At 54.6% G+C, this 13,120-nt stretch carries 13 protein-coding genes and 1 tRNA gene; 11 read left to right on the forward strand and 3 right to left on the reverse strand.

The features are described 5' to 3' along the window. The first annotated feature begins 17 nt into the window (after positions 1-17). The 9 genes from AC3Y7R_RS07620 (at position 18) to AC3Y7R_RS07660 (ending at position 10,507) form a co-directional block, all read left to right on the forward strand. Positions 18-1,976 carry an AMP-binding protein gene (locus AC3Y7R_RS07620; RefSeq protein ID WP_490041434.1) on the forward strand — a complete coding sequence of 653 codons (1,959 nt, stop codon included), beginning with the start codon at positions 18-20 and terminating at the stop codon, positions 1,974-1,976. A 55-nt stretch (positions 1,977-2,031) separates the two neighbouring features. Beyond that, complete coding sequence (locus AC3Y7R_RS07625) at positions 2,032-2,853, forward strand: ABC transporter ATP-binding protein (protein ID WP_490041435.1); 822 nt, start codon at positions 2,032-2,034, stop codon at positions 2,851-2,853. A 130-nt stretch (positions 2,854-2,983) separates the two neighbouring features. Beyond that, a complete protein-coding gene (locus tag AC3Y7R_RS07630) occupies positions 2,984-3,979 on the forward strand; it encodes a branched-chain amino acid ABC transporter permease (RefSeq protein ID WP_490041436.1) in 996 nt (331 codons plus the stop codon). A 2-nt stretch (positions 3,980-3,981) separates the two neighbouring features. Further along, on the forward strand, positions 3,982-4,233 hold the full coding sequence (locus AC3Y7R_RS07635) for a hypothetical protein (RefSeq protein ID WP_490041437.1): 252 nt from the start codon (positions 3,982-3,984) through the stop codon (positions 4,231-4,233). Next, positions 4,233-5,309, forward strand: coding sequence for a branched-chain amino acid ABC transporter permease (locus AC3Y7R_RS07640; RefSeq protein ID WP_490041438.1), 1,077 nt, complete (start codon positions 4,233-4,235; stop codon positions 5,307-5,309). The genes AC3Y7R_RS07635 and AC3Y7R_RS07640 overlap by 1 nt, the downstream gene beginning before the upstream one ends. A gap of 59 nt (positions 5,310-5,368) precedes the next feature. After that, the gene (locus AC3Y7R_RS07645) at positions 5,369-6,640 is read left to right on the forward strand and encodes an ABC transporter substrate-binding protein (protein WP_490041439.1); all 1,272 of its coding nucleotides are present in this window, start codon (positions 5,369-5,371) and stop codon (positions 6,638-6,640) included. Between the two features lie 121 nt (positions 6,641-6,761). Further along, the gene (locus tag AC3Y7R_RS07650; protein ID WP_490041440.1) at positions 6,762-7,595 is read left to right on the forward strand and encodes an ABC transporter ATP-binding protein; all 834 of its coding nucleotides are present in this window, start codon (positions 6,762-6,764) and stop codon (positions 7,593-7,595) included. A 51-nt stretch (positions 7,596-7,646) separates the two neighbouring features. Then, on the forward strand, positions 7,647-8,840 hold the full coding sequence (locus AC3Y7R_RS07655; RefSeq protein ID WP_490041441.1) for a phenylacetate--CoA ligase family protein: 1,194 nt from the start codon (positions 7,647-7,649) through the stop codon (positions 8,838-8,840). A gap of 11 nt (positions 8,841-8,851) precedes the next feature. Continuing rightward, on the forward strand, positions 8,852-10,507 hold the full coding sequence (locus AC3Y7R_RS07660; protein ID WP_490041442.1) for a peptidoglycan-binding domain-containing protein: 1,656 nt from the start codon (positions 8,852-8,854) through the stop codon (positions 10,505-10,507). A 10-nt stretch (positions 10,508-10,517) separates the two neighbouring features. Here the strand turns inward: AC3Y7R_RS07660 and AC3Y7R_RS07665 are convergent, their stop codons facing one another. Beyond that, positions 10,518-11,222, reverse strand: a complete 705-nt coding sequence (locus tag AC3Y7R_RS07665) for a helix-turn-helix transcriptional regulator (RefSeq protein WP_490041443.1) — start codon at positions 11,220-11,222, stop codon at positions 10,518-10,520. 93 nt (positions 11,223-11,315) lie between these two features. Between AC3Y7R_RS07665 and AC3Y7R_RS07670 the strand changes: the two genes are divergently transcribed. After that, positions 11,316-11,726 (forward strand): GFA family protein, encoded by a 411-nt coding sequence (locus AC3Y7R_RS07670; RefSeq protein ID WP_490041444.1) that lies wholly within the window; start codon positions 11,316-11,318, stop codon positions 11,724-11,726. Positions 11,727-11,806: 80 nt separating this feature from the next. Here AC3Y7R_RS07670 and ykgO read toward each other — a convergent pair whose 3' ends face one another. Together ykgO and AC3Y7R_RS07680 are read right to left on the reverse strand one after the other, a co-directional pair. After that, positions 11,807-11,932, reverse strand: a complete 126-nt coding sequence (gene ykgO / locus AC3Y7R_RS07675; RefSeq protein WP_009828855.1) for a type B 50S ribosomal protein L36 — start codon at positions 11,930-11,932, stop codon at positions 11,807-11,809. 54 nt (positions 11,933-11,986) lie between these two features. Continuing rightward, positions 11,987-12,061, reverse strand: a tRNA-Val gene (locus AC3Y7R_RS07680). Positions 12,062-12,211: 150 nt separating this feature from the next. Here AC3Y7R_RS07680 and AC3Y7R_RS07685 point away from each other — a divergent pair. Further along, entirely contained in the window at positions 12,212-13,072 is an 861-nt protein-coding gene (locus tag AC3Y7R_RS07685; RefSeq protein ID WP_490041445.1) for an N-formylglutamate amidohydrolase, read from the forward strand. Positions 13,073-13,120: the final 48 nt, after the last annotated feature.

Raw genomic sequence — 13,120 nt, forward strand, 5'->3', positions numbered from 1 at the left:
GGCACTGGGAGGAAAATTTGGTTCACGCGACATCTGCTTCGGCTGGTCTGGAAACGCTACCGCGCCTTTTGGCGCGCAATGTAGCGCGCTTTGGCGATAAGGTTGCCTATCGGGAAAAAGAGTTTGGCATCTGGCAAAGCTGGACGTGGGCGGAGGTCTCGAAAGAGGTGGAAGCGCTGGCGTTAGGTTTGCTGACCATTGGCGTTGCCGAGGGCGACCATATTGCCATCGTTGGCCGTAATCGACCTTACTTCTACTGGAGCTTTGTTGCCGCTCAAATGGTGGGCGCGGTTCCTGTGCCTCTTTACCAAGACGCGAGCGCAGACGAGATGGCATATGTGCTGGATCATTGCGGTGCGCGCTATGTGATCGTTCAAGATCAAGAGCAAGTTGATAAAGTATCAGAGATCCAAGACCAGCTGCATGACATCGAGCATGTGGTGTATTTGGACCCACGCGGTTTGCGCAAATACGACCATGAAGCACTAATTAAATACACTGATTTGCAAGCCAATGGCCTTGCTGATGGGGACCGTGCCGAGATGGAGCGGCGCGGCGCCAAGCTTGGTTATGATGATACTTGTGTGATGCTTTATACATCGGGGACGACGGGCAAACCCAAGGGGGTGGTGTTATCGAACCGCAATGTCATTGAGACGTCTAAAGCGTCTTCCGAGTTTGATCATCTAAGCATGAATGAAGAAATTTTAGCTTACCTGCCAATGGCTTGGGTCGGTGATTTTATCTTCTCGGTTGGGCAAGCATACTGGACAGGGTTCTGTGTGAACTGCCCTGAAAGCCCATCAACGATGCATAGTGATCTGCGCGAAATTGGGCCGACTTATTACTTCGCGCCACCGCGCGTATTCGAGACGCAACTGACGGATGTGATGATCCGGATGGAGGATGCAGGGCGATTTAAGAAATGGTTGTTCTACATGTTTATGGCGCATGCCAAAAAAGTGGGTCCGGATGTATTGGACGGTAACTCTGTCGGGCTTGCGGATAGGCTGAAATATCAACTGGGCGAGTTAATGATATATGGCCCGTTGAAAAACACGCTGGGCTTTAGCCGTGTGCGGGTGGGCTACACTGCTGGCGAAGCGATTGGGCCGGAGATTTTTGCGTTCTATCGCTCGCTTGGGATTAACCTGAAGCAACTTTACGGCCAGACGGAAGCCTGTGTGTTTATTACGCAGCAACCTGATGGGCAGGTGCGCGCTGATACGGTTGGCGTTCCATCGCCCGGTGTTGAGCTGCGGATCGCGGATGATGGCGAAGTGTTCTACCGCTCTGCGGGCGTGTTTGTGCGCTATTATAAAAACGAGGAAAGTACTGCCTCGACTAAAGATGCGGAGGGCTGGGTGGCCACAGGTGACGCGGGCTTTATCGAGGAAAGCAGCGGGCATTTACGTATTATCGACCGTGCCAAAGACGTTGGCAAAATGGCTGACGGTTCTATGTTTGCGCCGAAATACGTTGAAAACAAACTGAAATTCTTCCCCAATATTTTGGAAGCCGTGGTGATGGGCAATGGTAAAGACTATTGCACCGCGTTTTTGAATATTGACCTGACGGCTGTCGGCAATTGGGCAGAGCGCAATAATATTGCCTATTCCAGCTACCAAGAATTGGCGGGTCATCCGCAGGTTTTGGAAGCGATGAAAGCGCATGTGGAAGAGGTGAATATCTCGGTCGCGGCGGACCCTATGTTGTCGGGGTGCCAAGTGCATCGTTTCATCGTGCTGCATAAGCAACTGGATGCAGATGATGGGGAGCTGACGCGGACGTTGAAAGTGCGTCGGCGGATCATTGAAAACAAGTTCTCGGACTTGATTGGGGCGCTTTATGACGGCTCTGAGAGCATCTCTACCGAGACAGAAGTGACGTATGAAGATGGGCGCAAAGGCGCGATTAAAGCGACGTTGGCTGTGAGCAATGCGGCTGTTGTTGAAATTACGGGAGCTGCAAAATGACGGTACGACGCTCGATTTCATCATCGCCCCGCCCGCCATCCCATGAGGTAGCATTATGAACGCTTTGACTGGCGGAAACTACACGACTTCCGATGGCCGGAAGATCGGTAACACCATGATGGAAATGAAGAATATCACTCTACGCTTTGGCGGGGTGGTGGCCATTAAGGATATCTCGTTTGACATCAACGAGGGCGAAATTCGTGCTATTATCGGGCCAAACGGGGCCGGTAAATCTTCAATGCTGAATGTGATCTCGGGGTTCTACAATCCGCAAGAGGGTGAGGTTTGGTTCCACGGCAAGAAGCGCCCAGCGATGCGGCCCTATAAGGTTGCGCAGCAAGGGATTGCTCGGACGTTTCAAAACATTGCTTTATTTGAGGGTATGAGCGTTTTGGATAACGTGATGACCGGGCGGTTGACGCATATGAATTCGGGAATGCTGAGCCAGATACTCTGGAAGGGTAAGGCTGAGAAAGAAGAGACTGAAAACCGTGAAGTTGTTGAAAAGATTATCGATTTTCTAGAAATTCAGGCCATTCGTAAAACCCCTGTGGGGCGGTTGCCTTACGGGTTGAAAAAGCGGGTAGAGCTGGCGCGGGCATTGGCGGCGGAGCCGAAATTGCTGCTGTTGGATGAGCCTATGGCGGGAATGAACGTCGAGGAAAAAGAGGATATGAGCCGCTTTATCCTTGATGTTAATGATGAATTTGGCACCACCATTGCCCTGATCGAGCATGATATGGGCGTGGTTATGGACCTGTCTGACCGGGTTGTTGTGATGGATTACGGCAAAAAGATCGGCGACGGGACACCGGATGAAGTGCGCAACAATCAAGAGGTGATTGATGCGTATCTGGGGGTTAGCCATGACTAAAATACACGCCCCTAAAATACACGTCGGATATCTGTCGGCTTCACGTCGGCTATGTGTCGGGCACACCTCGAGCCTCGTTATAGGCGCAGGAGAACGGCTATGAATCGTAACCTTATGAATGGAGGCCGCGATGCCTGACCAGTTTCTTTATGCGATGGAAGTCACCTTAAACGGGCTGATGGCGGGCGTGCTTTATGCATTGGTGGCCTTGGGCTTTGTGCTGATCTTCAAGGCCTCGGGCATTTTCAACTATGCGCAGGGCGTGATGGCCTTGTTTGCGGCGCTGACCTTGGTGGGGATCATGGAGGGGCAGGTGCCGTTTGCGCATCTGATTAATGCGCTCTTTGGCACTGATGTGCACCACTTTGGCTGGCATGTACCCGCGCTGCTGGCGATCCTTTTGACCACGGGGGTGATGGTTGTATTCGCCTGGCTGGTGCAAAAGCTGGTGTTCCGACATTTGGTCAATCAAGAGCCGATCATCTTGTTCATGGCAACCATTGGACTGGCCTACTTCCTTGAAGGTGTGGGCGATTTGATGTGGGGATCCGACATCAAGAAAATGGCTGTGGGCTTGCCGCAGGGGGGCAACATATGGCTGGAAGAGGCAACGGCATCTTGGGGCACTGACGGGTTTTACGGCTTCTTCATTGATAACCTAGATATCTCGGCCACGATTGTGGCGGTTTTCTTGGTGGGGGCGCTGATCGCGTTCTCGCAATATACCAAGCAGGGCCGTGCGATGCGCGCGGTGGCCGATGACCACCAAGCGGCGCTGTCGGTTGGTATCTCGCTGAACTTTATCTGGGTGCTGGTCTGGTCGATTGCGGGCTTTGTGGCGCTGGTTGCCGGGATCATGTGGGGGGCGAAATCTGGCGTTCAGTTCTCGCTGTCATTGATCGCGCTAAAGGCGTTGCCGGTGCTGATGCTGGGCGGGTTTACGTCTATTCCGGGTGCCATCGTTGGTGGCTTGATTATCGGCGTGGGCGAGAAATTGTTTGAATTCCTGATCGGGCCAATGGTTGGTGGCGCAACAGAAAACTGGTTTGCCTATGTGTTGGCGCTGTTGTTTTTGGTGTTCCGTCCGCAAGGGCTGTTCGGCGAAAAAATAATCGAGCGGGTGTGAGTATGAGCAAGATTATCGCAATTATGAATGTTGTCGCGTGGTCTGGGTTTTGGGCCTTTGGCTATCTGGCGGTTACGGCCAATAGCGCCGACACAACACAGGTCATGACGGCCGCTGTGCTGGCGGTTATTGGCGGGGCGATTGGCATGTTTAGCTACCTGCATCTGGTGCGCCATTCTGAGGTGACAGGCTATGCAAAGCCGCGCAACCGGGTGGCTAATAATCTACGCGCACAAAATGGGGGTGTTGTCTGATGTTTTACCGTGAAGCAGGTGATTTCAAGTCGAGCTATCCCGAGGATACGCAGACATTTCCGATCAAGTTTGACCGGTATCGTTACTATGTGGTGTTGGCGGTGGCGTTTTTGGTCATTCCGTTCATCATTAACGACTACTGGACCAACGCAGTATTTGTGCCGTTCCTGATTTATGCAATTGCCGCGATTGGGTTGAATATCTTGACCGGATATTGCGGACAGTTGAGCCTTGGGACGGGCGGTTTCATGGCGGTGGGAGCTTATGCTGTCTACAAGTTAATGACGGCGTTCCCAGAGGTGTCGATGCTGGTGCATGTGCCATTGGCGGGGCTGATTACGGCTGTTGTGGTGACGATGTTTGGCTTGCCGTCACTGCGCATCAAGGGGTTCTATCTGGCGGTGGCGACACTGGCGGCGCAGTTCTTTTTGGTGTGGTTGTTCAATAAGGTGCCGTGGTTTTACAATTACTCGGCCTCTGGGCAGATATCATCGCCAGAGCGCTCTGTGTTTGGGATCATTGTGACGGGTCCGAATACGGATGCTTGGGCGAAGTACATGATTTGTTTGATCTTTGTGACATTGGCGGCGGTGATTGCGCGCAATTTGACGCGCGGCTCTGTTGGGCGCAAATGGATGGCTATTCGCGATATGGACATTGCGGCTGAAATTATTGGGGTGAACCCGATGTCGGCCAAGTTGACGGCCTTTGCGGTGTCGGGCTTCTTTATCGGTATCTCTGGTGCGCTGTTCTTTAGTGTTTACTTGGGCGCGGCTGAGGTGGGCGAGAGCTTTGGCATCGAGAAATCGTTTCTGGTGTTGTTCATGGTGATCATTGGCGGGCTTGGCTCGATCTTTGGCTCATTCGCGGGGGCTGCGTTTATGGTGTTGCTTCCGGTGTTCTTGAAGAACGTCTTTGTTGGCATGCTGGGCTGGCCCACGGATATTGCGGCGCATTTGCAATTTATTGTGGCGGGGGGCTTAATCATCATGTTCTTGATTTTAGAGCCGCATGGTTTGGCGCAGCTATGGCGCTTGGCGAAAGAGAAGTTACGGCTATGGCCGTTCCCGCATTAACGGTGTGGTGGGGGTAAACCCCGCCCTACAATTCGAAATCCAATGGGAGGATATATACGATGAAACTAACAACTTTAGCAGTGGCGGCCATTATGGCAGCGAGCCCTGTGATGGCGGACCTTGTGTTCCCATCGCTAAGCTACCGGACTGGGCCTTATGCGGCCAACGGCATTCCGTTTGCGGATGGCTATGCAGATTACTTTGCCCTGCTCAACGAGCGTGATGGCGGCATTGGTGGCGTTCCGATCAAAGTGATTGAGTGCGAAACTGGCTATAACACCGAGAAGGGTGTTGAGTGCTATGAGTCCACCAAAGGCGAAGGCGCGTTGGTGTATCAGCCGCTATCTACTGGTATTACGTATCAGCTGATCCCGAAAGTGACGGCAGATGGTATTCCGCTGCACACGATGGGCTATGGCCGGACGTCTGCTAAGAACGGTAAAGTGTTCTCGAACGTGTTCAACTACCCTGCCAACTACTGGGATGGCGCGTCGCATGCTGTGAACCACATCATGAGCCTTGGCGATATCAAGGGCAAAAAGATCGCACTTGTTTACCACAACTCTGCCTATGGTAAGGAGCCGATCCGCACGTTGGAAGAGCTGTCCAAGAAGCATGGTTTTGAGTTGGTGTTGATCCCTGTTGATCACCCGGGCCAAGAGCAAAAATCGCAATGGCTGCAAATTCGCCGCGAGAAGCCTGACAATGTCATCATGTATGGCTGGGGCGTTATGAACCAAGTGGCGATCCAAGAAGCGGCGAATATCCGTTATCCAATGGAGAACTTCATTGGTATCTGGTGGTCTGGTTCCGAGAATGACGTGCTGCCTGCTGGCGACAAGGCCAATGGCTATAAAGCGCTGACATTCCACAGCCTTGGCGATGACTTCCCGCTATATGATGATCTGCGTAAATACGTGGTTGATGCGGGCAAAGCTGCCGGTGCTGGTGACCAGTTGGGCACCGCGCTTTATAACCGTGGCATGTATGCGGCGATGTTGGCATCTGAGGCTGCTAAAACAGCGCAAGAGTTGTCAGGTGAGAAGAACCTTACCCCGGCAATGATGCGTGATGGCATGGAAGCTTTGGAAATCACCGAAGAGAAGATGGCGGCTTTGGGTCTGCCAAGCTTTGGTCCAGCCTTCAAAGTGTCATGTGAAAACCACGGTGGCGACGGTCTTGGCGCAGTTGCGCAATGGGATTCTGCCGCTGGTAAGTGGAACATGATCACGGGCTATGAGCAGTCTGACCAAGAAGTTATCCAAGGTTTGATTGATGAGGATTCGGCTGCGTTTGCATCTGAGAACAGCATCACTGACGGCTGTAAGTAAGCGATAATTTTTCCCGGCTGGTCTGTGATGGCTGGCCGGGAAATTTTGAGTATTTTTGGCAAAAAGAAGCCTGTGTGTGCTTGATTTAGAGCGCGTGCGTTAACCTTAATGGGATGTTGAGATGCTGGATGGTTCTGGGAATGAGACGAAGACCGAGACCCTCTTGGAGGTCAACAATATTGAGGTGATTTATAATCACGTCATTTTGGTCTTGAAGGGCGTGTCTTTGAAGGTTGCCCAAGGTGGGATCACTGCGTTGCTGGGTGGCAATGGCGCGGGGAAGTCGACGACGTTGAAGGCGGTCTCGAACTTGCTGCGATCTGAGCGTGGCGAGGTTACTAAGGGGTCTATCATTTACCGCGGCAACAACATTGCGGGGCAAGATCCGGCTGAGATGGTGAAGCGTGGTGTTATTCAGGTGATGGAGGGGCGTCATTGTTTTGAGCACCTGACCGTTGAAGAAAACCTGATGACGGGAGCTTATACGCGCAGTGATGGGCGTGGCGCGGTGGCGGCGGATCTGGAGAAGGTTTACGCTTATTTCCCACGGCTTCGCGAGCGGCGCATGTCGCAGGCTGGCTATACGTCTGGGGGCGAGCAGCAGATGGTTGCGATTGGACGCGCGATGATGGCGAAGCCCGAGACGATTTTGTTGGACGAGCCGTCTATGGGATTGGCACCGCAACTGGTTGAAGAGATTTTCGGCATCGTAAAAGAGCTAAATGAGCAAGAGGGTGTGTCGTTTTTACTGGCAGAGCAGAACACCAATGTGGCGCTGCGCTTTGCGCATTACGGCTACATTTTGGAGAGTGGCCGCGTTGTGATGGACGGGCCTGCGGCGGAGTTGCGTGAGAACCCTGATGTGAAGGAATTCTATCTGGGGATGTCGGAAGAGGGGCGTAAATCGTTCCGTGATGTGCGCAGTTATCGGCGTCGTAAGCGCTGGTTGAGCTAAGGCCCTGCGGGGCGCGAATATTTATACCAAGATGAAATTTGGAGATGCGGTGTGGCCTATTTTGATGACTTAGAGGTGCGCAGTGCGGATGCGCGCGAGGCGGCGCAACTGGCGGCTTTGCGCGCGCAATTGGCGCTGGTGCGTGCAGTGCCAGGGGCTTGTTTGCCGGATGTGGCTGTGACGGGTTTGGGTGATTTGGCGAAGTTGCCAGTGTTGCGTAAATCGGATTTGGCTGCGTGGCAGAAAGAGAAGCCGCCTTTTGGGGGCATGCATGTGGGCGATGTGGCGCATGTGTTTCAATCGCCGGGGCCGATTTATGAGCCGGGCGGGGTGAGCCATGATTGGTGGCGTTTTGGGCGGTTTTTGCATGCGTGTGGGATTGGCCGCGATGATGTAGTTCAAAACTGTTTTGGCTATCATCTGACGCCTGCTGGCATGATGTTTGAGAACGGTGCGCGCGCTGTTGGGGCGCGGGTTTTGCCTGCTGGCACCGGGCAGACCGAGTTGCAGGTGCGTGCGGCTAAAGATGTGGGGGCGAGCGCTTATGCGGGGACGCCGGATTATCTGAACGTGATTTTACAAAAGGCGGATGAGATGGGCGTGGCGTTGGGCTTTACCAAGGCTGCCGTTTCTGGTGGCGCGTTGTTCCCGTCGCTGCGTCAAGCTTATGCGGATCGCGCGATTACGTGTTTGCAGTGCTATGCGACGGCCGATTTGGGCCATGTCGCCTATGAGAGCGATGCGATGGAGGGCATGATCGTGGATGAGGGTGTGATCGTGGAGATTGTGACGCCGGGCACGGGCGATTTGGTGGCACCGGGGCAGGTGGGCGAGATCGTTGTGAGCTCGCTTAACCCTGACTACCCGCTGATCCGGTTTGGCACGGGCGATATGAGCGCCGTGATGGAGGGCACATCGCCATGTGGGCGCACCAACACGCGCATCAAGGGCTGGATGGGTCGTGCGGACCAGACGACCAAGATCAAGGGCATGTTTGTACGCCCCGAACAGGTGGCAGATTTGGTGGCACGTCACCCAGAGATTGCGCGCGCGCGGGTGATTGCATCGCGTGACGGTGAGATGGATGTGATGCGTGTACAGTTGGAGGTCGAGGGCGGCGAGGCAGCGACATATGCGGCCTCGGTCGCGGAGGTGCTGAAGCTGAAAGGCGCGGTGGAGCTTGTATCAGTGGGCAGTCTGCCTAATGATGGGCTGGTGATAGAGGACCAACGCTCCTACGATTAAAAGGATATGCCATGAAAACCCGCGCCCGTATTGCTGCTTTGTTTATGATGATGGGGCCAGTTTGGGCAGGGGATATAGCGCTGATTGCTGGCATTGAGGACTACGCCCATGGCCGCGACTTGGTGGCGGCGGACGAGATGCTAGACGCGGTTGCCCCGCTGGAAGAGGCGGGGTTTGAGGTGCTGAGCGGCGCTGATTTGACGGCGGAGCCGCTACGGGCGCTGATTTCTACATTGAATACAAAAGTTGACGGCTCTGGCCGGGTGGTGATCGCTTTGGCGGGCCATTTTGGACATACAGGCGCGGGCAGTTGGTTCATAGCGGCGGATGCGGATGGGCCTGATCTGGGCGGCTTGGGGCTGCGGTCGGTGTCGTTGAACGTGCTGCTAGAGATTGCTGCGCGCGCGCCGGGGGGCGCTGTGCTGGTGTTGGGGTATGAGGCTGAGCCGTTTGAGTTTGGTGCAGGCGTGACTGCGGGCCTAGGTGTATTGGACATTCCGCAAGGGGTGAGCGTTGTGAGCGGGCCTGCGGCAGATGCTGCAAATTTTGCCAAGGACGTGTTGCAGGTGCGGGGGCAGTCGGTGGCGAATGCTTTGGCAAGCTGGCCGACGCTAACGGGCGCGGGGTTCATGGCGCCGTTGGTGGCGTTTTTGCCGGGCGAGGGAGAGGTGGCTCCGATCGTCTCAGTGGTTCCAGAAATCGACCCTAACGCAGCGCAGAAGGCGTTGTGGGGCGCGACGCAAGATATTGGCACGTTAGAGGCCTTTGAGGCGTATCTGCGGCGGCATCCCAAGGGACTGTTTGCCAAAGACGCACGCGACGAGGTGGTACGGATCAAGGCGCAGCCAGCGCTGTTGGCGGAAGCGGGTGAGAAGGCGTTGAGACTGAGCCGCGATAGCCGACGTGAAATCCAGCGTGATTTGTCTTTGCTAGACTACAACACCAAGGGAATTGACGGCATTTTCGGGCGTGGTTCGCGGGCGGCGATAAGCAAATGGCAAAGTATTAACGGCGAGGTGGCCACGGGCTTTGTGAGTCGTGCCCAGATCGAGCGGCTTGGTGCGCAGGCGGATCGACGCGCGCGCGAGCTGGAAGAAGAGGCGCGATTGCGCCAACTTGAGTTGGAACGCAAGGACCGCGGCTATTGGCGGGCCAGCGGGCAGCGGGGCGATGAGGCGGGGCTTCGAGCCTATCTGGAGCGGTATCCGGATGGGGTATTCGCCGAGATTGCGCACGCACGGTTAGAGCCGTTTGAGGCGGCACGTCATGACGCGGCAGAAGCCCAAGATCGTGCGGATTGGGATGCCGCGATGTCGCTTGGAACGGTGGCGGGATACCGCGGGTATCTACAGGCTAATCCGGAAGGTGCGTTTGCGGAACAAGCCCGCGTGCAGGTCGCGGAGTTGGAGTTTGAAGCGGAAAATGCGGATGCGTTGCGTGCGGCGTTGCGCAACGAAGAACGGCTGGGGTTGAATGCGAATACCAAGCGGTTGATTGAGGATCGGTTGCGTAAACTAGGGCTGAAGCCCGGTGCGGTGGATGGCGTGTTTGATAAAGACACCCGCCGCGCCGTTCGGCGCTATCAAGGCACGCGGAACCTGCCGAAAACGGGGTATTTGAACCAACAGACTTTGATCAGGTTGCTGGCAGATTCGGTGCTGCGATAAGGGGTGGTAACTAGCACTTCTGCGACATGGAATTTGACTTGGATTGCACGTCTTTCCATCTCTTTAATAAAGTGGCGCGGTGTTCAGGGTATTTCTCGGGCAGATCTTCAAGGGATTGTACGCGGTCAGTTCTAAAATGGCGGAAGTCGCGCCTTTTTTCGCACCAAGATACGATGAGGCGAACCTCTTCCATATATGCGAGGAAGAGTGGCCAGACTACGCGTGTGGAGATCTGACCGGATTGGGTTTTGTAAGTGATGACGATTTTTTGCCGCTCGCGGATAGCGCGCCGAAGCTTGCCGCTATCTATCGTGTCCAACACAACCGGTCTGAATGAGACGGGTTTTAAGCCTGCGTCTAGTATGACTGGTTGCAATTCTGACGGCACAGCTTGCATTAGCTTGGTGACAAGATCGCGTGCACTGCGGGCAAGAGACGGATCGCCACGCGAGGCAACCCACGCTGCGCCAAGGACTGCGACTTCCAACTCGTCAGCGGTCAACATCAGGGGCGGCATGTCGTAGCCATCAGATAGCACGTAGCCGGTCCCGGCCTCGCCGATTATGGGGACACGTTGTGCAATTAATTCTGCCATGTCCCGATAAAGGGTGCGTAATGATATTTCCAATTCATCTGCCAATGCGCGCCCGGTTTTGGGGGTCTGGCTTGAACGCAGGATTTGTATAATTTGGAAGAGACGTTCTGTTCGCCGCATGATTATATCTCCCTCTCCTGCCAGACTGCTGCCATAACGCTGTCAGCAGGGAGGTCGTAGAGCAAGAGAAATTAAACACTCAGGAGAGACGTTATGAACCGGACTGGAAGATGCGCATGCGGGGCTATTCAATTTGAAATTGATGCACCGTTCATTGGGACGGGGGCATGTCATTGTACCAATTGTCAAAAGGCATCGGGCGGAGGGGCAAATTATGTTGCATTGGCTCCCAAAGCGGCTGTCAAAGTGTTGTCGGGGAAGGTGAAAACTTTTCAGGCGGAGGGTGATAGCGGGTCCATGGTTGGACGTGCATTCTGTGGGAATTGCGGCACGCCTTTATGGGGTGTTCCAGCGCATGAGCCGTTTCTGACGGTCAAGTTGGGGGTGCTAGATGAGAGTGCTGATCTTGCCCCGCAAATGCATATTTTTACTAAATCCGCACCATCTTGGCATTTCATTGATGACAAATTGCCAACATTTCCCGAGATGCCGCCTGCGGGCTGAGCATGTTAACAGAGCAAAGAAAAAGGCCGCCCCCGAAGGAGCGGCCTTTATATTTTTGCAAAACGCAAAGCGCTCGAGCTTTAGCCTTGGCGGGCTTTAAAGCGAGGCTGGGTTTTGTTGATCACGTAGACGCGGCCCTTGCGGCGCACAATCCGGCAGTCCCGGTGGCGCGACTTCAGGGAGCGAAGTGAGTTCTTAACCTTCATGTCTCTTCTCCTATAGTCCAGCGCGGCGGGGCGCCTTCAGTTAAAATCATCAGATGGTGGGCACTACTGGGATCGAACCAGTGACCACTTCGATGTCAACGAAGTGCTCTACCGCTGAGCTAAGCGCCCATCTGGCCTACGATTTCCGAACCGATCCCACAGCAAAGGGGACGCAGCCAAAGCACGTCGGTCCGCGCTCTATAGAAGGAGTCGGAATGCGGTTCAAGGGCTTTTGATTGCGGAACTTTTTCCTTTATAGTCTGTGCAACAGGAGAGGACATGATCTCAGCCGCCTATACATTGTCTTTACCAAGCACGCAGAGCAGCTGCGTCGTCTTCGCCAGCCCTCATAGTGGGCGGGATTATAGCCATGACTTCTTACGCCAAACGGTTTTGGATGGTGTGCAGATTAGGTCTTCTGAGGATGCTTTTGTCGATCAGTTGGTGGGCAGGGCGACAGGCTTTGGGGCCCCGTTTTTGGCCGCGCATGTACCGCGGGCGTTTCTAGATTTAAATCGTGCCAGTGATGAAATGGACCCAGCAGTGATTGAGGGGGCGTCGCGCTCTGGCCATAATCCACGGATTTCTTCGGGTTTGGGGGTGATCCCCCGTGTGGTGGCAAATGGGCGCGCGATATATTCGGGTAAGCTGTCTTTGGCGGAGGCCGAGGCGCGTGTGGAAGCTTACTGGCGACCATATCACGCGGCCTTAGCGAAGGTGATGGCGGCTACGAAGCGTGATTTTGGGCGTGCAGTTCTGGTGGATTTCCATTCGATGCCGCATGAGGCGGTACAAGCGGTGGAGAGGCTGGGGCATCGGCGGCCTGAAGTTGTTTTGGGGGACCGGTTTGGGGCGTCAGCGGGTGTTGAAATTGTGGACCGGATTGAGGAAATATTCCTAGAGGCGGGGCTGAGCGTCAGTCGTAACGCGCCTTTTGCCGGGGCTTATATCGTGCAGACTTACGGGCGCCCGTCGCGTGGGCATCATGCGGTACAGATCGAGATTGATCGGGCGCTATATATGGATGAGCAGCATGTTCGGCCCAACGACAACTTTGACAGTTTTCAAAAGTTGATGGAACGGGTTGTGGGGGAGATCGCAGATATTGGTCGACGTGCGGTGCCTTTGGCTGCGGAATAGAAAAAGCCTCCGGCGGGAGTATTTTTGGCAAAAAGAAACCTGTCGTGA

The organism is Litoreibacter sp. (assembly GCF_058136045.1).